Source organism: Kribbella sp. NPDC050470, from assembly GCF_044458365.1.
Lineage (GTDB): Bacteria > Actinomycetota > Actinomycetes > Propionibacteriales > Kribbellaceae > Kribbella.
In genome coordinates this window covers 1-21168 of sequence record NZ_JBITHV010000015.1, presented here as the reverse complement: position 1 = coordinate 21168, position 21168 = coordinate 1, and the positions used below count along the sequence as shown (strand labels likewise).

Below are 21168 nucleotides of genomic sequence, written 5' to 3'. Positions count from 1 at the left end.
AGAGTGTGAAATCGCTACCCTCCTACCGTGAAGACCGCAGGCCTGGTCCTGGCCGCCGGCGCCGGCCGCCGGATGGGCACCCCCAAGGCCCTCATCCGCGACGCCACCGGTCTCTCGTGGGTTGCCCGCGCGACTCAGCTGTTGAAGTCAGCCGGCTGTTCCCCGGTCGTAGTGGTCGTAGGCGCCGCCGCCACCCAGGTGACCGCTGAGCTGGACGACTCGGTGCACGTGGTCGAAGCAACCAACTGGCACGAAGGCATGGGCGCCTCCCTCCGAGCCGGCCTGACCGCCCTTCAACACCTCACCACCCCGCTCACCGCGGAAGGCGGTGCTGGCACGCCTCGGCACTCCGACCTCACCGCGCCTTCGGGCACCGCGGAGCGCGGTGCCGCCGCGCCACAACCAGTTGCAGACGCAGTGGTCGTGGTTCCAGTGGATGTTCCTGGGCTGACGGTTGAGGTGCTTCGGCGGGTGGCTGCTCAGGCGGATCCGGCCGCGCTGGTGCGTGCTGTCTACGACGGGTCGCCGGGGCATCCCGTCGTACTGGGGAGGGAGCACTGGGCGGGGGTGACTGCGACTGCGGTGGGGGATCAGGGGGCTCGGGCCTACCTCCGGGAGCATGCGCCGGTTGAGGTCGAGTGTGGGGATCTGGCGGACGGGGTGGATGTGGACACGGTGGGGGAGTTGCCGGAGGGGCATCGGATCGGCTGAGCCTTGGCAAGGCGGGCGGGCCGGGTGACGATGAGGAGATGAACGCAGTCGGCTCCGCGGCAGAGCTCGCCGAGCGCCTGCGCGGGACCGGGTACCTCGCCGACGACGGCCTGGCCACGGTCGGCTACCTCGCCCTAGCCCTGCACCGCCCGCTGCTCCTCGAGGGCGAACCGGGCACCGGCAAGACCTCGCTCGCCGCCGCGATCGCCGAGGCGCTCGACGTCCAGTTGATCCGGCTGCAGTGCTATGAGGGCATCGACTCGACCCAGGCGCTCTACGACTGGGACTTCCCGCGGCAGATCCTGCACCTGCGCACCGTCGAGGCGACCAGCGCCGACGCCGACACCGAAGAAGTCGAGAAGAGCTTGTTCGACGAGCGCTTCCTGCTCGCCCGCCCGGTGCTGCGCGCCTTGCGGGAGAGTCCCGCCGTCCTGCTGGTGGACGAGATCGACCGCGCCGACGACGAGTTCGAGGCGTTCCTGCTCGAGGTGCTGTCGACGCACGAGGTGACGATTCCCGAGCTCGGTACGGTCACCGCCGAGGTCCCGCCCATCGTCGTACTGACGTCGAACCGGACCCGCGAGATCCACGACGCGTTGAAGCGGCGCTGCCTGTACCACTGGATCGACCATCCCGGCCTGGCCCGCGAGGTCGAGATCGTCCGGACCCGGTTGCCGGAGGTGTCCCAGCGTCTCGCCGAGCAGGTCGCGCGCTCGGTGCAGCGGATGCGCGACCTCGACCTGCTGAAACCGCCCGGCGTCGCCGAGACCCTCGACTGGGCGCGTGCGCTCGACGCACTCGGCACGGACACCCTCGATGTAGAGGCGGCCGCCGCAACGCTGGGAGCCGTACTCAAGTACCGAGAGGACACCGACCGAGTCCGCGAATCCCTGGACCGGTTGCTCGCATCATGACCGCACCGGACCTCGCGCTGACCGGCTTCGCTTCGGCACTCCGGCACGCGGGGCTGGCTGTGACGGCTGACCGGGTCCAGCTGTTCCTGCGCGCGGTCGCTGCACTCGATGCGGGCGCGACTGCCGATGTGTACTGGGCCGGCCGGTCGGCGTTGTGCAGTGGTCCGGACGACACCGCGCGGTACGACGAGGTGTTCGCCGCCTGGTTCTCCGGAGAGCGAGTCGGTAAGGCAGTCCGCCGTACGGCGACCACGACGATGCAGGCTGCACTCGACGTCGACGAGTCCGCCGCGGGCGAGGACAGCGGCCGGTCGCTGACCGTCTCCGCGAGTAGGACGGAAGTCCTGCGCCACCGTGACGTCGCCGAGCTGTCCGCGGTCGACCGTGCCGAGTTGGCGAGACTGTTCAGCACGCTGCGCCCGCGGGTCCCGGTCCGCCGCGCCGCTCGCCGCCGCCCATCGCATCGCGGCGAGATCGACCCACGGCGGACGCTGCGAGCCCAGCTGCGTCAGGTCGGCGAGCCCGCGCGAGTCCTCTACCGCCGACGCGGCACTCGCCCGCGTCGCGTGGTCGTGCTGGTCGACGTGTCCGGCTCGATGCGCCCGTACGCCGACAGCCTGCTGCGACTCGCGCACACGCTGGTCCAGGTCGCGCCGCGGTCGGTGGAGGTCTTCACCATCGGTACGCGGCTCACCCGGGTGACGCCCGCGCTGCGGCACCGCGATCCGGAGTTCGCGCTGCGGCTGGCGGGCGACGTCGTACCGGACTGGTCGGGTGGGACTCGGCTGGGCGAGGTGCTGAAGGTGTTCCTGGACCGCTGGGGTCAGCGCGGTACGGCGCGCCGGGCGGTCGTAGTGGTGTGCAGCGACGGGTGGGAGCGGGGCGACGCGTCGCAGCTCGGTGAGCAGGTGGCGCGGCTGGCCAGTCTCGCGCACCGGGTGGTCTGGCTGAACCCGCACCGTGGCAAGGCTGGGTATGCGCCGGTGCAGGCCGGGATCGTCGCCGTACTGCCGCATCTGAACGACCTTGTCGCAGGGCACAGCCTGGCCAGCTTTGCGGATCTTCTGGAGGTGGTGGCCGATGCGTGACGTGCTCGAACGGCTGGTGGAGTGGTGGAACACGGGCGAGCCGGTTGCTGTAGGCACCGTTGTGGCCACGTTCGAGTCCGCACCGCGGCAGCCCGGCGCGGTGATGCTGGTCGGCCCCGGTGGTGAGGCGGTCGGCAGCGTGTCGGGTGGTTGCGTCGAGGGCGCGGTCTACCAGCTAGGTGAGGAGATCCTGGAGTCCGGCGAGCCCGTACTGCAGCGGTACGGCGTGAGCGACGAGTCGGCGTTCGCAGTCGGACTGACGTGTGGCGGGATCATCGACATCTTCGTGGAGCGGGTGGACCAGACGTCGTACCCGTTGTTGGGCGAGGTGGCTGACGACATCGCCGCCGGCCGACCAGTGGCGGTGGCAACCGTCGTCGCGCATCCGGATCCCGCTCGTATCGGTCGGCGCCTGGTGATCCGGCCGGATGCACCGACGCAGGGGAGCCTTGGGTCGGAGCGAGCCGATGACGCGGTGACGGATGATGCGCGGGGCCTGCTGGAGTCCGGGCGGACGGAGACGTTGGAGTACGGGCCGGACGGGCAGCGGCGCGGTGAGGGGATGCGCGTGTTCGTGTCGTCGTACGCGCCGGTGCCGCGGTTGCTGGTCTTCGGTGCGATCGACTTCGCGGCGGCGGTCGCGAAGGTCGGCGCGTTCCTCGGTTACCGGGTGACGGTGTGCGATGCGCGTGGCGTGTTCGCGACGGCCACGCGGTTCCCGTCGGCGAACGAGGTGGTGGTCGACTGGCCGCACCGGTACCTCGCGGCGGAGGCGGCGGCCGGTCGGATCGACGGCCGGACGGTGGTCTGTGTGCTCACCCATGATCCGAAGTTCGACGTACCGCTGCTCGAGGTCGCGCTCCGGCTGCCGGAGCTCGGCTACATCGGGGCGATGGGCTCCCGCCGTACGCACGACGACCGGGTCAAGCGTCTGCACGAGGCCGGCCTGACCGACGACGAGATCGCCCGCCTGGCCAGCCCGATCGGTCTCGACCTGGGCGCCCGTACGCCGGAGGAGACCGCGATCAGCATCGCCGCCGAGTTCATCGCCCAGCACTGGAAGGGCAGCGGCACCCGGCTTTCGGAGCAGGCCGGACCCATTCACCATCATTGAATGCCGCGCTGCCGCGCGGCGGGTCATGGGGCTGGAACTCCCGGCCTTCCCTCGTCACTCCAGTCGCTTCGCTCCCTCCGCTCCTCAGTCCAGGCAGGGAGGCCCCATGACTGTGTTGAATGCCGCGCTGCCGCGCGGCGGGTCATGGGGCTTTAACTCCCGGCCTTCCCTTGTCACTCCAGTCGCTTCGCTCCCTCCGCTCCTCAGTCCAGGCCGGGAGGCCCCATGACCGGGGTGATCCGATCTCTTGTGGTGAACATCACACGGGAGCAGGATCGGCAGTAGGTGGGTGCTTACTTCTGGGAAGGCGGGGCGATGACCCGGATCACGGTGCAAGTCGACGGAAGCAGCTTCACGGACGAGGTGGAGCCGCGCACGCTGCTGGTGCACTACCTGCGCGAGCAGCTGGGAAAGACCGGGACGGTGATCGGGTGCGACACCGGCAACTGCGGTGCGTGCACGGTTCATTTCGACGGGCGGAGCGTGAAGTCCTGCTCGCTGCTCGCGGTACAGGCCGACGGGCACGAGGTGACCACGATCGAGGGCCTGGCGACCAACGGGCAGCTGCACCCGATGCAGCAGGCGTTCCACGAGAACCACGCCCTGCAGTGCGGCTTCTGCACGCCCGGCATGATCATGCAGTCGATCGATCTGCTGGCTGACAACCCGGACCCGAGCGAGGAGGACGTCCGGGTCGGCCTCGAAGGCAACCTCTGCCGGTGCACCGGCTACCAGAACATCGTCCGCGCCGTGCGCGCGGCGGCCGCCGCTGGAGGTGACCGATGACCACGATCGAGGATCGCCCGGCCACCGAGGTCGGCACTCCGCGCAAGCGCAAGGAGGACGCGCGGCTGATCACCGGCCGCACGCGCTGGACGGACAACGTCGTCCTGCCCGGCATGCTGCACCTCGCGATGGTCCGCAGCCCGTTCGCGCATGCCCGGATCACCGGTGTGGACACCGAGTCGGCGCGGTCGGCGTCGGGCGTGGTCGCCGTACTGACCGGCGCTGATCTTGCCGAGGAACAAGGTGGTCTGCCGTTTGCGTGGACGGCGGCCCCCGAGCAGGTGCAGCCGAACCACCCGTCGGTCGCGGTCGACACGGTGAACTTCGCCGGCGAGATCGTCGCCGTCGTGGTGGCGCGCTCCGCGGCCGAAGCATGTGACGCGGCCGAGCTCGTCGACGTCGACTACGAGGAGCTTCCGGCCGCTCTCGAGCTGAAGGCAGCGGCCGCGGACGAGGTGCTCGCGCACCCCGATCTCGGCACCAACGTCTCGGCGACGTTCGTGTACGACTCGGCCGAGGCCGGCCACGGCAGCGACGTCGAGGCGGCGATCGCGACCGCCCGGGACGGCGGCATCGTGATCGAGCGCGAGTTCCGCCAGCAGCGGCTGATCCCGGCGTTCATGGAGCCGCGGTCGATCGTGGCCGACCCGACCGGCGAGCAGCTCACCGTGTGGAGTTCGACCCAGGTGCCGCACTTCGTGAAGATCTTCATCTCGCTCGTCCTCGGCATCCCGGAGCACAAGATCCGGGTGATCGCTCCGGACGTCGGCGGTGGGTTCGGCGGCAAGCTGCAGTTCACGCCGGAGGAGGTGCTGACGGTTATCGCGGCTCGCCGTACCGGGAAGCCTTGTAAGTACAGCGAGACCCGGTCGGAGTCGTTGATGGCGGCGCACCACGGCCGCGACCAGTGGCAGAAGGTCACGCTGTCCGCGGATCGCGACGGCACCGTGACCGGGCTCAAGGTGGAGCTGCTCGCGGACATGGGCGCGTACCTGGGCCTGGTCTCGGCGGGCATCCCGATCCTCGGGGCCCTGATGTACAACGGGATCTACAAGTTCCCGTCGTACCGGCTGACCAGCACCAACGTCTTCACGAACAAGACCTGGACCGACGCCTACCGCGGCGCCGGCCGGCCCGAGGCGACGTTCGCGATCGAGCGGATGATGGACGAGCTCGCGGTCGAGGTCGGCGTCGACCCGCTGGAGATCCGGGAGCGGAACTGGATCAAGCACGAGGAGTTCCCGTTCCCGACGGTGTCCGGGCTGCAGTACGACTCGGGCAACTACGAGGCCGCGACCGCCAAGGCTCGTGAGCTCTTCGGGTACGACGAGTTGCGCGCCGAGCAACTGAAGCGGCGCGAGTCCGGCGACCCGGTCCAGCTCGGCATCGGCGTCTCGACGTACACCGAGATGTGCGGGCTGGCGCCGTCGCGCTGGCTCGGCTCGATGGGGTACGTCGGCGGCGGCTGGGAGCACGCGTCGATCCGGATGCTGCCGACCGGCAAGGTCGAGGTGATCACCGGGACGAGCCCGCACGGGCAGGGACACGAGACGGCGTGGAGCCAGCTCGTCGCCGATCGGCTGGGCGTGGCTTTCGAGGATGTTGAAGTGCTGCACGGTGACACGCAGGTCGCCGGGCGCGGGCTGGACACGTACGGCTCGCGGTCGCTGACCGTTGGTGGGATGGCGGTGCTCGCGGCGGCCGACAAGGTGATCGAGAAGGCGAAGCCGATCGCGGCCCAGTTGCTGGAGGCGAACGTCGACGACCTGGAGTTCACGGGCGGCCGTTACGGCGTTCGCGGAACCGAGTCGGGCATGACGCTGGGGGAGCTGGCGTTCGCGGTGTTCCAGGGCCACAAGCTCGGCGGCGCCGCGGAGGGTTGCCTGGACGCCGACGCGACGCACGAGCCGGACGACTTCTCGTTCCCGCACGGCACGCACCTGTGTGCGGTCGAGGTCGACACCGAGACGGGCGGGACGAAGATCCGGTCGTACGTGAGCGTCGACGACGTCGGGGTTGTCGTCAATCCGTTGATCGTCGAGGGCCAGGTGCACGGCGGGCTCGCGCAGGGGATCGCGCAGGCACTCTTCGAGGAGGCCGTGTACGACGAGGCGGGCACGTTGGTGTCCGGGTCGTTCGACCAGTACCTGGTGCCGTCGCCGCCTGACTTGCCGTCGTTCGAGACGGCGCGGACGGAGACGCCGGCTACGACGAATCAGCTCGGGGTGAAGGGGGTCGGTGAGGCGGGGACGATCGCGTCGACGCCGGCCGTGGTGAACGCGGTCCTGGACGCCGTACGCCACCTCGGGGTGTCCGACATCCCGATGCCGTGCACGCCGTACCGCGTGTGGAAGGCCTTGCAGGGCGGGGCATCTGCTTCGGCTCCTGGGCAGCCCGCTGCCGGGATGTCGGGTGCCGTCCAGTCCGGGGAAGGGGCGCCGTCATGATTCCTGCAGCCTTCGAGTACTTCACGCCGACCACGATCGACGAGGCGGTGTCGCTGCTGAGTGAGCACACCGACGCCAAGGTGCTGGCCGGTGGGCAGAGCCTGCTGCCGGTGCTGCGGTTGCGGCTGGCCGCGCCGGAGTCGATTGTCGACATTGGGAAGATCGACGAACTGCGGGGGATCCGCGACGACGGCGACGCGCTGGTCGTCGGTGCGATGACACAGCACAGCACGGTCCAGTTCGACCCGCTGATCGCCGAGCACACCCGGCTGATCTCGTTGGCCGCGGCATCGATCGCGGATCCGCAGATCCGGCACCGCGGGACCTTCGGCGGTTCGCTGGCGCACGCCGATCCGGCCGGTGACCTGCCCGCGGTCTCGGTCGCGTTGGACGCGTCCTTCGTGATCGCCGGACCGGGTGGCCGCCGTACCGTCGGTGCTTCGGACTTCTTCCAGGGCGTCTTCAGTACGGCGGTCGGCGACGACGAGCTCCTGGTCGAGGTACGGGTGCCGAAGTACACCGGCTGGGGCGCGCACTACGAGAAGTTCAGCCGGGTCGCGCAGGGCTGGCCGATCGTCGCGGTCGCGGCGGCGGTCCGGCTGGACGGTGATTCGATTGCCGAAGCACGGGTCGGGCTGAGCAACATGGGCTCGACGCCGATCCGGGCGATCGCGGTCGAGGACGCGCTGATCGGCCGGCCCGCGACCGCCGAGGCCGTCCGCTCGGCCGCGGCCCGGGCCGCCGACGGGACGTCGCCGGTGACGGACCTCAACGGTGACGCCGAGTACCGCCGGCACCTCGCCTCGGTGCTGACCCGGCGGGCCGTACTGGCCGCGGCAGGCACTGGATGAAGCTCGAGCACAAGTTCGTCGTACCGGCCCCGGTCGAGGAGACCTGGGCCGCGTTCAACGACCTCGAACGGGTGGTGCCGTGTTTCCCCGGCGCTACCCTGGCGTCGTACGACGGTGACAGCTTCACCGGCGCGTGCAAGGTGAAGCTGGGGCCGGTCTCGCTGCAGTACGCCGGCAGCGGGACGTTCGTCGAACGCTCTCCGGCGGACCATCGCGCGCTGATCGAGGCCAAGGGCAAGGACCGCCGCGGCAACAGCACAGCCAGCGTCCGCGTCACGGCGCAGCTGGATGCGTCCGGCGACTCGGCCACCGCGGTCACCGTCGAGACGGATCTGACCATCACTGGTCGCCCCGCCCAGTTCGGCCGCGGCCTCATCCAAGACGTCTCCGACCACCTCCTGGCGCAATTCGTCAAATGCCTGACCACAACCCTCACCCCGGAGGCCCAGCCCACCACCGCCACCGCCACCACACCGACCGCTGGCACGCCGACCGCCGCTGCGCCCGCCGAAGCGACGCCCGCCGGTCCAGCCAGCGCCGCCGGTCCCGCCAGCACCGCCGGCACCGCCACACCAGCCAGTCCCACTGCCCCGACAGCACCCACTGCCCCCACCGCACCCTCCAAGGAACAGGCCGGCGCACCTCCATCCGGCGCCTCATCCCTCGACCTCGGCGCGGCACTCCTGCCTGCTCTCCTGCGCCGTGCCCGCCCCTACCTCATCGGCGCCGCAGGAGCCCTCCTGCTCGGCCTCGTTCTCCGGCGCCTACTCCGCCGCTGACAAGGCCTGCCGACACAACCGATCAGCCGCCCGCGTCGTCTCCGGCAACCGATACCGCGGCGCCAGATGCAACACGTGCTCGACGGCGGTGTCGAGGCTGACCCGATGCCCGATGGACACGTACACGGGCTTCACCCCGTCCCGCGTACGCACCACCGCGCCAACAACCTGATTGTCAACAATCAGATCAGCGACAGAACCCCGCGCCGCCCCAGGCTGCGTGTACGTCCCGACGAACGCCGTCTTAGCAGCCCCGATCGCCGGCACCCCGGTCAGCACCCCGAGGTGACACGCCAGCCCGAACCGCCGCGGATGCGCCAACCCCTGCCCGTCACACACCAGCAGGTCCGGCGTCGTCCTCAACTTGCTGAGCGCCTGCAACAGCCCTGGAACCTCCCGAAACGCAAACAACCCAGGCACATAAGGGAATGTCGTCTCCCCGAGCACCACAGCCCGATCCACCTCGGCCAACGTGTCCCAGTCCAGTACGACGACCGCAGCCGCCAGCCGATCGCCGTCGTACGCGACATCAAGTCCGGCGACGTACCGCGGCGCCCTGTCGACATCCGTATCGTCGACAATCGACCGCAGCTCCTCCTGGACAGCAATCGCCTCAGCAGGCGTAGTCGGCCACCGCATCCCGGCACGGTATCCACGGCACGGGATCAGCCCGTTCGGTGGCTCCGGCGGTACTTCGCAGCGCGAGCCCGGTTCTGACACGTCACCGAGCAGAACCGCCGCCGTCCGGCCGGCGAACCGTCCACGTAGATGTCGGCACATCCACCATCGACGCAGATCCCGAGCCGACCGGGATCTTCGTCGGCCAACTGGTCCCGCAGTGCCAGCAGCGCTGCCGCGAGCAGCGCGTCCTCGGCCGCTGTCCACCACGTCCGCCGTACCTCATGGCCGTCCATCACGACGTCGGGCCGCACATCGATCCCCGTCAGCAACTCGGAGACCGCCGCCACGCGCCCAGCCGTACCCTCCGCCGCAAACACCCCGAAAACCGTGTCGGCAAATCGAACCAGCCCGTCATCCGTCAACGCGCTCGCCACGGCCGTGGGGATCCCGGTCCGGCGGTCCGGACCCGCATCAGCGGCCGCCGCGCCCTCACCGAAGTACTCGGCAAGAACCGGCACGCCCGTCCGTGCACCCGCCCGCCGAGGCTCGACCCCCCAGCCGTTCACCACCTCGACCAAGGTCTCGAGCGCCATCGGCACAACCTGAACACGCACCACCCCAACATAACGCGATAACCCCCGTTAACGCGTTGCACGACCTCCCACGCTCCCGTAACGTGATGAATCAGACCATTACGTTATGCTCGAGGAGGGATCGATGACGGCGCGGATGCGTGACGTGGCCGAGCGAGCCGGCGTCTCGGTGAAGACCGTCTCCAACGTCATCAACAACTACCCGCACATCACCCCGGCCACCCGAGCCCGAGTCGAAGCCGCGATCGCCGACCTCGACTACCGGCCCAACCTCGGCGCCCGCTCCCTCCGCAAAGGCACGTACGGCGTGATCGCTCTGGCGATCCCCGACCTGGCCAACGAGTACTTCGCCACCCTGGCCGCCGCGGTAGCCCGAGCCGCCAGGAAGCACGACGTAGCCCTCCTCATCGAGCAAACAGAAGGCGACCCCACCGCAGAGTCCCAAGCCCTGACCGGCCTCCGAGACCGCCCCGTAGACGCCATCCTCCTCTGGCCAACCCACCCCACCGCCACCGGCGCAAAGTCAGCTCCCGCGGAGTCGATCAACGGCGGCCCGGCTGCCGGCCGCCTCGTCAGGAGCGACGCGGCCTCCAGCCGCCCAGTCGTCCTCCTAGGCGCCGCCCTCGCCGAACAGGCGGCTGACAACGAGGCCCTAGCCGAACAGGCGGTCTGCCTCGCCCTCGAGCACCTCTCGGATGGCACCCCGCCCGCGCCACGCCACCTCTCGATCCAACGAGCTGAAGCCGCCGGCAGCTAGTCGCCGACCGTGGGAGGTCCGCCTGGGGGCCATTCGACCAGTTCTATGCGGTAGCCGTCGGGGTCGACCAGCCAGGAGGTGGCTGGGCCTTCGGGGCCTCCTGGGTGTTCTGGAGGGCCGGGGTGGAGGCCGGCTGTGGTTAGGCGGTCGATGGTGGTGGTCAGGGACTCGACCTCGATTGCGAGGTGTTCGAAGCCGCCGGGCTCGACGGGTCCGGCGGCCGGGCGGTGGACCAACTCGAGTGACACCGACGTCTCGCCGGACAGCTTCAGCCAGACCAGCTTGCCGCCATCGTCGAACGGCACCGTGCCAAGCTCGGTGTAGCCCACGGCCCGGTAGAAGGCGAGCGACCGCTCGAGATCACTCACCCGGTACGCGAACAGGATCGTCTTCATGCCCGCCGATCCAACAGGCCCTCCCAAGGCGCGTCAACGAACAGGCGGTGTGTCGGCAAGCGCAGGCAGCGAGGTGAGCGGCCGGGCTGGAGGTGGTCGGGCGAGCGGTGTCCGCGAGATGGTTGCCGGCGAGCAGCACCACCGGCAGGTGGGAGAGGATGTCGGCATGCGAGTGCTGATTGCGCCGGACAAGTTCGCGGGGACGTTGACTGCTGTCGAGGCGGCGGCTGCCATCGAGGAAGGGTGGCGGCGGCGGGACCCGGACGCGGAGGTTCTGGTCGCGCCGATGGCGGACGGTGGGCCCGGGTTCATCGACGTTCTGGAGGCTGTTGTCGACGGCACCCTGCTGTCGGTGACCGTACGCGGGCCGCTCGGCGAGGACACCCCGGCCACGGTCCTGCTCGCGGGCGAGACGGCGTACGTCGAGACCGCCCAGGCCTGCGGCCTCCACCTGGTCGAGCCGAAGCTGCGCCGCCCGGAGGACGCGACGACGTACGGCGTGGGTCAGCTGATCGCGGCCGCGGTCGACGCCGGGGCGAAGCGGATCGTCCTCGGCCTCGGTGGATCCGGTACGAACGACGCCGGCGCCGGGATGCTCGCCGCGCTGGGGGCGACCGCTGCCGGGGGCAGCCTGGACGCCGGAGCGGCCGGGCTCGCGACGCTGACCGAGGTCGACCTGGAGCCGGCGCGGACGCGGATGGCCGGGATCGAGTTCGTCGCGGCGAGTGACGTCGAGAACCCGATGCTCGGGCTGCGCGGCGCGACCAGCGTGTTCGGCAAGCAAAAGGGGATTGTCGACGATCGGAAGCCCGAGGTCGACGGCTGGCTGACCCACTTCGCGGAGCTCGCGGACCGCAAGACCGCGGACCAGAAGGGCGCGGGCGCGGCCGGCGGGCTCGGCTACGCGCTGTTGCTGCTCGGCGCTGAGCGGGTGTCCGGCATCGATCTCGTCGCAGAGCTGACCGGTCTGAAGGAGAAGGCGTCCCGCGTCGACTTGGTGCTCAGCGGCGAGGGTGCGTTCGACTTCCAGTCCCGCGACGGCAAGGTGATCGCCGGTGTCGCGAAGGTGGCGAACGACGCGATGCGGCCGTGCGTCGTACTGGCCGGCAAGGTCCTGATCGGCTCCCGCGAGATGCGCACGATGGGGGTCGAGTCGGCATATTCCCTGGTCGACGCGGTGGGAGAGGCCCAGGCCTTCGCCGACCCGCACGGCTCACTCGCCGCCGTCGCAGAGCGGGTCGCCCGCACCTGGGCCCGCTGACCCCCCGTCCGATCCGGTACGGCGTACGCAGTTGAGCTCAACCGCGTCGTACGGCGGTCCACGCAGCGAGGCGGGTAGTTGATCCTGGAAATTGGTGTGCGACCATGGGAATGGTTCCGGATCAGCGGTTGTTGGCCCGGAATGACAGCGGACTTTCCGCGCGCGGCTGCCTGCCCACCTGCAGCCGGGCGCTCACGAGATGACTGGAGTCAGGAATGACTGAAGCGCAGACCGAGCAGGCCGTCGCCACGGGTGTGATCCTCACCGACGGGGCCGCCGCCAAGGTGAAGGCGCTGCTCGACCAGGAAGGTCGCGACGACCTCGCGCTGCGGGTCGCCGTTCAGCCGGGCGGTTGCTCCGGCCTGCGGTACCAGCTGTTCTTCGACGAGCGTCAGCTCGACGGCGACGTGGTGGCCGACTTCAATGGCGTCAACGTGGTGACCGACCGGATGAGCGCGCCGTACCTGAAGGGCGCGTCGATCGACTTCGTGGACACGATCGAGAAGCAGGGCTTCACGATCGACAACCCGAACGCGACCGGCTCCTGCGCCTGCGGCGACTCCTTCAACTGACGTACGCCGAAGCCCCGCTCCTCGACTGCTCGAGGAGCGGGGCTTTCGCATGCCCGAAACCGTCAGTGGGCTGAGGCGCCTTCGCGGGCGCGCTTCGGCAGCAGGAAGCTGACCGCGAGGCTCACCACGAACAGGCCGATCGCAACCAGCACGGTGTTCTTGGTGGCGCTGAGGAACGCGTGGTCCGGCAGCAGCTGGAAGAAGATCGTGCCGATCACCGCGACCCCGATCGCGCCACCGAACTGCTGCATCGCGGTCAGTACGCCGGATGCCGAACCGGCAGCCTGGTCGTCGATCGAGGCCAGGATGATGTCGAACAGCGGCGCGAACACCAGGCCGGCTCCGATCCCGGTGGCTAGAGTCGCCGGGACCAGGTTCCAGATCGTCGTCGCAGCGCCGTACGTGTGCAGGGTGAACCAGACGCCGCCCATCGCGAGCGCCATCACCACGATGCCGAGCTGCAGCGCCTTGCGGCCGAGCCTCGGTGCGAGCAGTCCGCCGGACAGTGGCGCGCCGATCGCGATGCCGAGTGAGAACGGCACCATCGCGAGGCCGGCCTTCAACGGGCTGTAGTGCAGGCCGAGCTGGGTGAACAGGTTAAACACCAGCATGAAACCGGACATCGCCAGGAAGAACGTGGAGATCACGCCGAGGCCGGCGACGTACCCGCGGCTGCGGAACAGTGACGGGTCGATGACCGGGTTTCCCGACCGGCGCTCGCGCCAGCCGAACAGGGCGAAGACCGGTACCGACGCGGTCAACATCAGGATTGTCCACAATGGCCAGCCGAGCTCGCGGCCCTGGACGAGCGGGTAGATCAGCAGCCCGGACGCCAGGCTGACCAGGATCACGCCGGCCGCGTCGAGGCGGGACGCGCCGGGGGTCTTCACCTCGGGCATGAAGCGGAGCGCGCCGGCCAGGGCGAGGATGCCGATCGGGACGTTGATGAAGAAGATCATCCGCCAGCCCGCGTCGAACCAGTTCGCGTCGATGAGGACGCCGGCGATGATCGGTCCGGCGACCGCCGACAGTCCCATCACCGGGCCGAACATGGCGAACGCCTTGCCGATCTCGGCCGGCGGGAAGACCGCCTTCAGGATCGCGAACCCCTGCGGGATCATCACCGCGCCGAGCAGTCCTTGGGCGACCCGGCTGCCGATCAGCAGCTCGGGCGAGGTGGCAAGCCCGCAGACCGCGGAGGCCACCGTGAACCCGACCGCCCCGATCACGAACAACCGCCGCCGCCCGACCAGGTCCCCGAGCCGGCCGAAGCTGATCAGCCCGATCGCGAAGGCGAGCGTGTACCCGGCGAGCATCCACTGCATCGCCGACTCCGACCCACCCAGCTCGGCGCGGATCGACGGCGCCGCAATGTTGACAATCGTCGCGTCGACAAGATCCATGATCTCGGCCACCAGCACGGTCGCCAGAACCACCCACCGCCAGCGGTACGGCGTCGCAGGTGACCTCCCCGATTCCGACGTACCGGTGGGGGTGGCTGCAGGTGAGGTGGTGGTTGAGGTACTCATCGGTGGCTCCTGATTCGAACGGTGTTCGTTGACGAACACTGTGCTACGCACGAACGGTGTTCCTGTCAAGTACGGCGTTCGCTAGAGTGGAGCCATGACCCAGTCGCCGTGGCAGCCGATCAGTCCCGCGAAGCCGGCGCGCCCGCCCAAGGAGCCGCTCACCCGGGACCGGATCGTCGATGCGGCCATGCAACTGCTGGTCGAGCACGGGTACGACGCGGTCTCGATGCGCAAGGTCGCCCAGGCGCTCGGCACCGGGCCGGCATCGCTGTACGCGCACGTCGCGAACAAGAAGGAGCTCGACCAGCTCCTCGTCGACCGTGCGGCGCAGGACATGAAGCTCCCCGAGGAGCCGGATCCCGACCGCTGGCAGGAGCAGCTGAAGGACGCGATGCGGGAGGTTCTGCGCGTGATGCGGGCGAATCCGGGGGTCGCCCGGGCTGCGATCGGCCAGGTGCCGCTGGGGGAGCAGGCGCTGCTCAGCACCGAGCGGATCCTCGGCATCCTCAAGGCCGGCAACCTCCCTGATCAGGCCGCCGCATGGGCGGTCGACCTGCTGCCGCTGTACGTCACCGCGATCGCGTTCGAGGAGACGGTGCAGGGCGCCTGGGCCTGGACCAAGGAAGACATCGAAGGATTCGTCACCGATCTCCGGGCGTACTTCGAGTCCCTCCCGCCCGACCGCTTTCCCCTCACGATTGCCCTCTCCGGCGCGCTGACCGCCGGCTCCACCGGTGACGAGCGCTTCGAGTTCGGCCTCACCGTCCTGGTCGCCGGCCTCGCCTCCCTGGCCGTCCCCGCCTGAACCTGCCGCCGAATCCGCTGGTCGGGAGACCGTCCAGCCGCCCCGCCGGGAGCCAGTGCAGTCGATGGATGGCAGCCAGTGCAGCCGGTGGGCGGTTGCCAAAGCAGCCGGTGAGTGGTTGCCAGCGCAGCCGCTGAGTGGTTGCCGGGCGTGACGGCGCGGGTGGGATGAGTGCTTGCCGTTCACGAGTTCACATGGTAAATCTTCGGATTGTCAACAAAACTACGACCTGGTCGTCTGGGTGTGCCGGCGTGAGGCGGGCACGTTCGCCGAGCGCGTAGGCGGGCGTGCTGATGGCGTGGGGTGGGCACCCGGGTGAGGCCGCACGACGACAGGAGAGCCCCGTGGACGCCGAGAGTCAGCCGCCGGTCGAGAGGAAACCGCCGGTCGAGACCGAACCACCCCCAGGAGTGCTGAAGAAGGCAATCGCCGCCTCGGCCATCGGCAACGCGACCGAATGGTTCGACTACGGCATCTACGCGTACGGCGTGACCTACATCTCGGCGGCGATCTTCCCGGGTGACACCGAGAGCGCGACCCTGCTCGCGCTGATGACATTCGCGGTCTCGTTCCTGGTCCGCCCGCTCGGCGGCCTGATCTGGGGCCCGCTCGGCGACCGCCTCGGCCGCAAGCACGTGCTGGCGATCACGATCCTGTTGATGTCCGGCGCGACCCTGTGCGTCGGCCTGGTTCCGACGTACGACGCGATCGGGCTGTGGGCGCCGATCCTGCTGGTCCTGCTCCGGATGATCCAGGGCTTCTCGACGGGTGGCGAGTACGGCGGCGCCGCGACGTTCATGGCGGAGTACGCCCCGAGCCGCAAGCGCGGCTTCCTGGGCAGCTTCCTGGAGTTCGGCACGCTGGCCGGCTTCTCGCTCGGCGCGCTGCTGATGCTCTGCTTCTCGCTGATCCTCGGCGACGACGCGATGCACTCGTGGGGCTGGCGGCTGCCGTTCCTGGTCGCCGCGCCGCTCGGCCTCGTCGGCGTCTACCTGCGGTCGCGGCTCGAGGACACTCCCGTGTTCCGCGAACTGGAGGCGAAGGGCCAGAAGGAGGAGGAGACGACCACGCAGTTCAAGGATCTGCTAGCCGGCTACTGGCGGCCGATCCTGCAACTCGGCGGTCTGGTGATCGCGCTGAACGTCGTCAACTACACGCTGCTCACGTACATGCCGACGTACCTGGAGAGCGAGATCGGCCTCAGTTCGGACGAGTCACTCATCGTGCCGATCATCGGAATGTTGACAATGATGGTGTTCCTGCCGTTCGCCGGCCGGATCTCGGACCGCGTCGGCCGCAAGCCGCTGTGGTGGTTCTCGCTGGCCGGGCTGTTCGTCTTCGGGGCGCCGATGTTCCTGCTGATGGGCACGAACCTGGCCGGCGCGATCATCGGGTTCGCCGTACTCGGCCTGCTCTACGTTCCGCAGCTGGCGACCATCTCGGCGACGTTCCCGGCGATGTTCCCGACCCACGTCCGGTACGCCGGTTTCGCGATCGCCTACAACGTGTCGACCTCACTCTTCGGCGGTACGGCGCCCGCCGCAAACGACTGGCTCACGGCCCAGACGGGCAACGCCCTGATGCCGGCGTACTACATGATGGCCGCCTGCGCGATCGGCGCCATCGCCCTCCTCAAGGTCCCCGAAACCACCCGCTGCCCCCTCAACGGCACCGCCATCCCCGGCACCGCCGAGGCGCTCCCACCGGTAGCCCTCGAACCCACCAAAGCCTGACCGCTGGAGGCTCGCCGGACCAACCCTCCGGCGAGCCCCACCTGCGCCGCGATCCGCTCCGCGCTGCTCAGCCACAGCCCCGCTGTGCGCAGCCGCCCCGGGCCTGCCCGGGTAGCGGGGGTTAGGAGGTCACTGCGGTGACGGCGTCGGACCAAATGGCAGCGGCCTCGTCGATTTCGGCCGGGTTGACCACGAGGGCGGGGATGAAGCGAACGACCTGGCCCCAGGCGCCGCAGGTGAGGAGCAGGAGACCCCTCCTGGCTGCCTCCTGCTGCACGGCGGCGGCCGTGACCGGGTCGGGTTTGCCGTCGGCGTCGCGGAACTCGTTGCCGATCATCAGCCCGAGCCCGCGGACGTCCGTGATCCGCTCATGCTTGTCCGCCACCAGTTGCAGCGCCTGCTTGAGCTGCGCACCCCGCTCCGCCGAGTTCTGCACGAGCCCCTCGTCCTGAATGACATCCAGCGTCGCGACTGCCGCCGCGCACGCCACCGCGTTGGCGCCGTACGTCCCGCCCTGCGAACCCGGCCACGCCTTCTCCATCAGCGCGGACGACGCCGCGATGCCCGACAGCGGGAAGCCGGACGCGAGCCCCTTCGCCGTGATCAGGATGTCCGGGTGCGCACCGAAGTGGTCGCCGCCCCAGAACTTCCCGGTCCGGCCGAACCCGGTCTGCACCTCGTCCACGACGAGCAGGATCCCGTGCTGGTCGGCGCGTTCCCGCAGCCCGGCGAAGAACCGCTCGTTCGCCGGCACGTACCCGCCTTCGCCCAACACCGGCTCGACCACGAACGCCGCTGTGTCGGCCGGCGTACTCAACGTCTGCAGCACGTAGTCGAGTTGGCTCAGCGCGAAGTCCGTCGCCTGCTCGACCGGCCAGCCGAGGTGCCCGGGGTCGGGGAACGGCGACACGTGTACGCCGGCCATCAGCGGGCTGAACCCGGATCGGAACTTCGTGCCTGACGTCGTCATCGAGGCCGCCGCGACCGTCCGGCCGTGGAATCCGCCGTGGAACACGATCACGTTCGGGCGACCCGTGGCCTGGCGGCTGAGTCGGAGCGCCGCCTCGACTGCCTCGCTGCCGGAGTTCGCGAAGAACATCCGGTCGAGGTGCTGGGGGAGGACCTCGCCGAGCCGCTCCACGAGGTTGAGGAGTGGGCGGTGCATGACCGTCGTGTACTGCGCGTGGATGATCTTGCCGACCTGCTCCTGCGCGGCCGCGACGACGCGAGGATGGCAATGCCCGGTCGACGTCACCCCGATGCCGGCCGTGAAGTCGAGATACCGCCGATCGTCCTCGTCGAACAGCAACACACCCTCGCCGCGCGCGGCGATCACTCCGGTTGCCTGTTTCAACACCTGCGACAGCTCGGCCACGGCGGATCCCCTTCACACGTCCGATCAAACACCCGATTGTCAACCGTAAGATTGTCGACAATCTAGCCTAACCCAGCCCCCCACCCTGTCAATCCAATGCCACCGCGCCCGATCGCGCCGACGACACAGAAGGACGCGTCGTCCATCTCGGCAGCTTCTCGAAGATCCTTGCCCCACACCTGACCGCGCCGACCGCACCCGACCGCGCCGACCGCGGCTACCGCGCCCGACCGCGGCTACCGCGCCCGACCGCGCCGACCGCACCTGCCGCGGCTACCGCGCCCGACCCCGCCGCAGCCGGGCGCCGACGAACCACCGCCGCACGGCAGCCCGCCTCACGGCAGCCTGCCGGCGGCCGCCGGGGCCCGTGCGCTCGACCGCCGATCCGGCGCCGACCGACGTTCGGCCAGCGCCGCCGGGTCTGTCGCTGGCGACGGGTTGCCGGTAGGGCGGGTTACGCGGAGTGAGTCGGGATTACCGGAATGCCGGGCCGTACCTGGGCATGGGTCGGCGGTCGCGCGGCTGTTGCCGGGGCGTGGCGCCGTACGTGAGGTCGGCTGCCAGAGTGTGGCGCCGTCGGGGTGCGGTGGTTGCCAGGGTGGCGCCGTACGTGGGTGGTGGGGTGGGGTCAGCGGTTGGTTAGGCGGGTTATGGCGTCGTCCATGTGGGCCATCAGGAGGTCGTCGGCGTGGAGGTAGTCGCCGGCGGCGATGGCTTCGGCGAGGGCCTTGTGCTCCTCGATGCGGGCGTCGGAGACGGTGTAGGTCTCGGCGAGGGCGTGGATGCACATGCGGGTCTCGGTGATCGAGGTCGCGTGCATGCGGGACAGCCGCGGGCTGCGGGCGAGCTGGACGAGGCGTTCGTGGAAAGCGATGTCGAGCTCGCTGACCGCGGCGGGATCGCCCTCGGCGGCGGCCATCTGCTCGACGATGGCGAGCAGCTCCTTGCCGGCCGCCTCGTGGTCGCCGTCGGCGATCCGCCGGGCGGCGGCGCGCTCGATCGCCTCACGCGCCAGGTACATGTCCCGGACGTCCTCCGGCGTCATGTCGATGACGAACAACCCGCGGTTGCGGATCGAGACCAGCAACCCCTCCGCGGTGAGCCGCTGCATGCCTTCGCGGAGCGGGCCGCGGCTCACGCCGAGCTTGCGGGCCAGGTCGGCCTCGCCGAGCTGCGCGCCGGGTTTGAGCTCGCCGTGGCTGATGGCCTGGCGCAACTTGTCGGCGATGATGCTCGGCGTCGACTCCTGCGCCAACGGCTCGATGAAACTGGTCACGCGTGTGTCCCCCTCGCTGAAAACAATCGGCCCAAGCCTGGCAGTGACGGTACCGGGCCGGTCAACTGCAACCCCTTCCACACCGTCACCTGGTTGGCCGTGAGTACCGGCTTGCCGACCGCGGCCTCGAGATCGTCGACGATCTGCAGCGTGTGCATCGCGGTGTCCGGCACCAGGATCGCCTCGGCGTCCGGGTGGTCCGCGGCCTTCACCATCGCGACCACCCGCTCCGGATCGAGCGTGCCGACCTCGGCCGCAGTGATGATCCCGTGGCTGCCCATCGCGACCACCTCGACCCCGCCGGCGGTCAGGAACCGGACGAAGTGCGTCGCGACGTCTTCCGGGTACGACGCGGCGACTGCAACCCGCCGTACGTCGAGAGCGCGGCAAGCGTCGACGAACGCGAGCGAGGTCGACGACGCCGGTACGCCGAGCGCCTGGGCGACCCCGGACGCCTGGTTGCGGGCGCCCTCGGGGCCGAAGACGAAACTGCCGGACGTGCAGGCCCACATCACCGCGTCCGGCTGGGCGGCCGCCAGTTCGGAGGCGCCTTCGGCGAGCCGCTCGGCGCGGCCCAGGTCGAGGAGTGCGTCCACGCGGTGCGCGTCCTCGCCGACCGAGGTGATCACGACCGGCAGTTTGATCGAACCGTCCAGTCGCGCCTCGAGCGCCGGGTAGTCGTCCTCCGCGCTGTGACCGGGATAGAGCAGCCCTACCGTGACCATCCAACCTCCTGGCTGATCGCACCGAAATAGGTAGATTGTCGACAATCTTACCCCCAGATTGTCACCAATGAGACACACCGCGAAGCGCCCAGGTAGCGGACAGAACCTGTCCGGTTCCCGGCCTAGCGTTGCTGGTGTCCGGGAACGAGTGGAGGAGAGTGGGATGGCGATTCCTGAGGGGTACACGACCGTGACGCCGTGGATCATCGGGCAGGACACGGACGGGCTGATGGACTGGCTGACGCGGGCGTTCGGGGCCGAGGAGATCGATCGGATGGTGGGTCCGGACGGGCGGATCGGGCACGCGGAGATGCGGATCGGGAACGCGATCGTGATGATGTTCGACGCCGGCCGGAGTGGCCGGCGACACCGGCGTTCCTGCGGCTCTACGTCGACGACGCGGAGGCCGTGCACGCGCAGGCGGTCGCGGCGGGCGGCACGTCGGTGACCGAGGTGACGCACCTGTTCTTCGGCGACAAGGTCGGCCGCGTGCGCGACCCGTACGGCAACCTCTACTGGATCCAGACCCGCATCGAAGAACTCACCGAACAGGAAATGCTGGCCCGCCTGGCCGACCCCGAATTCACCCGCCGCATGGAATACGTCCAAAACGCCGACTTCTTCCCCGACGCCACCCCCTAGCACCACGCCCACCCCACCGAGGCCGCAACCCCGCGACCGGATATCCCCTGCCTCTATGCCTTCTCCCTTGGTGCACGAGGGGAGAAGGCACAACACGACGGGATATCCGGCTCTTGTGACTGATGTGTGGTTGGTATGGCGGGTGTGCTGGTCTGGCTGGGCCATGGGTGAGTCTGCGGTGGCGGCGAGACGGG

The 21168-nt window shown here is 69.6% G+C and carries 22 protein-coding genes; 15 read left to right on the top strand and 7 right to left on the bottom strand.

Going from position 1 to position 21168, the window contains the following annotated elements; genetic code table 11:
* Positions 1-27 precede the first annotated feature (27 nt).
* The 8 genes from ACIBGM_RS38785 (at position 28) to ACIBGM_RS38750 (ending at position 8690) form a co-directional block, all read left to right on the top strand.
* The gene (locus ACIBGM_RS38785) at positions 28-711 is read left to right on the top strand and encodes an NTP transferase domain-containing protein (RefSeq protein ID WP_360536885.1); all 684 of its coding nucleotides are present in this window, start codon (positions 28-30) and stop codon (positions 709-711) included.
* A gap of 38 nt (positions 712-749) precedes the next feature.
* The gene (locus tag ACIBGM_RS38780; RefSeq protein WP_360536883.1) at positions 750-1625 is read left to right on the top strand and encodes a MoxR family ATPase; all 876 of its coding nucleotides are present in this window, start codon (positions 750-752) and stop codon (positions 1623-1625) included.
* Complete coding sequence (locus ACIBGM_RS38775; protein ID WP_360536881.1) at positions 1622-2713, top strand: VWA domain-containing protein; 1092 nt, start codon at positions 1622-1624, stop codon at positions 2711-2713. The genes ACIBGM_RS38780 and ACIBGM_RS38775 overlap by 4 nt, the downstream gene beginning before the upstream one ends.
* Entirely contained in the window at positions 2706-3827 is a 1122-nt protein-coding gene (locus ACIBGM_RS38770; protein ID WP_360536879.1) for an XdhC/CoxI family protein, read from the top strand. The genes ACIBGM_RS38775 and ACIBGM_RS38770 overlap by 8 nt, the downstream gene beginning before the upstream one ends.
* Positions 3828-4142: 315 nt before the next feature.
* Positions 4143-4613 (top strand): (2Fe-2S)-binding protein, encoded by a 471-nt coding sequence (locus ACIBGM_RS38765; protein WP_396388487.1) that lies wholly within the window; start codon positions 4143-4145, stop codon positions 4611-4613.
* The gene (locus ACIBGM_RS38760; RefSeq protein WP_396388386.1) at positions 4610-7060 is read left to right on the top strand and encodes a xanthine dehydrogenase family protein molybdopterin-binding subunit; all 2451 of its coding nucleotides are present in this window, start codon (positions 4610-4612) and stop codon (positions 7058-7060) included. The genes ACIBGM_RS38765 and ACIBGM_RS38760 overlap by 4 nt, the downstream gene beginning before the upstream one ends.
* Positions 7057-7911: an FAD binding domain-containing protein gene (locus ACIBGM_RS38755; RefSeq protein WP_396388385.1), complete on the top strand. Its 855-nt coding sequence runs from the start codon at positions 7057-7059 to the stop codon at positions 7909-7911. Before ACIBGM_RS38760 ends, ACIBGM_RS38755 begins: the two co-directional genes overlap by 4 nt.
* Entirely contained in the window at positions 7908-8690 is a 783-nt protein-coding gene (locus ACIBGM_RS38750) for an SRPBCC family protein (RefSeq protein WP_360538226.1), read from the top strand. The genes ACIBGM_RS38755 and ACIBGM_RS38750 overlap by 4 nt, the downstream gene beginning before the upstream one ends.
* Here the strand turns inward: ACIBGM_RS38750 and nfi are convergent.
* Together nfi and ACIBGM_RS38740 are read right to left on the bottom strand one after the other, a co-directional pair.
* Complete coding sequence (gene nfi, locus ACIBGM_RS38745; RefSeq protein WP_360538224.1) at positions 8676-9329, bottom strand: deoxyribonuclease V; 654 nt, start codon at positions 9327-9329, stop codon at positions 8676-8678. The two genes, ACIBGM_RS38750 and nfi, sit on opposite strands and share 15 nt — an antisense overlap.
* Positions 9330-9355: 26 nt before the next feature.
* Complete coding sequence (locus ACIBGM_RS38740) at positions 9356-9925, bottom strand: CGNR zinc finger domain-containing protein (RefSeq protein ID WP_396388384.1); 570 nt, start codon at positions 9923-9925, stop codon at positions 9356-9358.
* A gap of 85 nt (positions 9926-10010) precedes the next feature.
* On the opposite strand from ACIBGM_RS38740, the gene ACIBGM_RS38735 reads away from it, so the two are divergent.
* Positions 10011-10661 carry a LacI family DNA-binding transcriptional regulator gene (locus ACIBGM_RS38735; protein ID WP_396388383.1) on the top strand — a complete coding sequence of 217 codons (651 nt, stop codon included), beginning with the start codon at positions 10011-10013 and terminating at the stop codon, positions 10659-10661.
* Here the strand turns inward: ACIBGM_RS38735 and ACIBGM_RS38730 are convergent.
* A complete protein-coding gene (locus tag ACIBGM_RS38730) occupies positions 10658-11056 on the bottom strand; it encodes a VOC family protein (protein WP_396388382.1) in 399 nt (132 codons plus the stop codon). The two genes, ACIBGM_RS38735 and ACIBGM_RS38730, sit on opposite strands and share 4 nt — an antisense overlap.
* A 166-nt stretch (positions 11057-11222) precedes the next feature.
* On the opposite strand from ACIBGM_RS38730, the gene ACIBGM_RS38725 reads away from it, so the two are divergent.
* Positions 11223-12317 (top strand): glycerate kinase, encoded by a 1095-nt coding sequence (locus tag ACIBGM_RS38725; protein WP_360538216.1) that lies wholly within the window; start codon positions 11223-11225, stop codon positions 12315-12317.
* Positions 12318-12532: 215 nt separating this feature from the next.
* On the top strand, positions 12533-12889 hold the full coding sequence (erpA, locus tag ACIBGM_RS38720) for an iron-sulfur cluster insertion protein ErpA (protein WP_360538214.1): 357 nt from the start codon (positions 12533-12535) through the stop codon (positions 12887-12889).
* 62 nt (positions 12890-12951) lie between these two features.
* On the opposite strand, the gene ACIBGM_RS38715 is transcribed toward erpA, so the two are convergent.
* Positions 12952-14418, bottom strand: coding sequence for a DHA2 family efflux MFS transporter permease subunit (locus tag ACIBGM_RS38715; protein WP_396388381.1), 1467 nt, complete (start codon positions 14416-14418; stop codon positions 12952-12954).
* A gap of 94 nt (positions 14419-14512) precedes the next feature.
* On the opposite strand from ACIBGM_RS38715, the gene ACIBGM_RS38710 reads away from it, so the two are divergent.
* Both ACIBGM_RS38710 and ACIBGM_RS38705 read left to right on the top strand, forming a co-directional pair.
* A complete protein-coding gene (locus ACIBGM_RS38710) occupies positions 14513-15223 on the top strand; it encodes a TetR/AcrR family transcriptional regulator (protein ID WP_396388380.1) in 711 nt (236 codons plus the stop codon).
* A 344-nt stretch (positions 15224-15567) separates the two neighbouring features.
* On the top strand, positions 15568-16956 hold the full coding sequence (locus tag ACIBGM_RS38705; protein WP_396388379.1) for an MFS transporter: 1389 nt from the start codon (positions 15568-15570) through the stop codon (positions 16954-16956).
* 121 nt (positions 16957-17077) lie between these two features.
* Here ACIBGM_RS38705 and ACIBGM_RS38700 read toward each other — a convergent pair whose 3' ends face one another.
* The 3 genes from ACIBGM_RS38700 to ACIBGM_RS38690 form a co-directional block, all read right to left on the bottom strand.
* Positions 17078-18331 carry an aspartate aminotransferase family protein gene (locus tag ACIBGM_RS38700; protein WP_396388378.1) on the bottom strand — a complete coding sequence of 418 codons (1254 nt, stop codon included), beginning with the start codon at positions 18329-18331 and terminating at the stop codon, positions 17078-17080.
* A gap of 628 nt (positions 18332-18959) precedes the next feature.
* Entirely contained in the window at positions 18960-19607 is a 648-nt protein-coding gene (locus ACIBGM_RS38695) for a GntR family transcriptional regulator (RefSeq protein WP_360538204.1), read from the bottom strand.
* Positions 19604-20332 carry a maleate cis-trans isomerase gene (locus tag ACIBGM_RS38690; RefSeq protein ID WP_396388377.1) on the bottom strand — a complete coding sequence of 243 codons (729 nt, stop codon included), beginning with the start codon at positions 20330-20332 and terminating at the stop codon, positions 19604-19606. The genes ACIBGM_RS38695 and ACIBGM_RS38690 overlap by 4 nt, the downstream gene beginning before the upstream one ends.
* A gap of 163 nt (positions 20333-20495) precedes the next feature.
* On the opposite strand from ACIBGM_RS38690, the gene ACIBGM_RS38685 reads away from it, so the two are divergent.
* Entirely contained in the window at positions 20496-20780 is a 285-nt protein-coding gene (locus ACIBGM_RS38685) for a hypothetical protein (RefSeq protein ID WP_396388376.1), read from the top strand.
* Positions 20741-20974 (top strand): hypothetical protein, encoded by a 234-nt coding sequence (locus tag ACIBGM_RS38680; protein WP_396388375.1) that lies wholly within the window; start codon positions 20741-20743, stop codon positions 20972-20974. Before ACIBGM_RS38685 ends, ACIBGM_RS38680 begins: the two co-directional genes overlap by 40 nt.
* Positions 20975-21168: the final 194 nt, after the last annotated feature.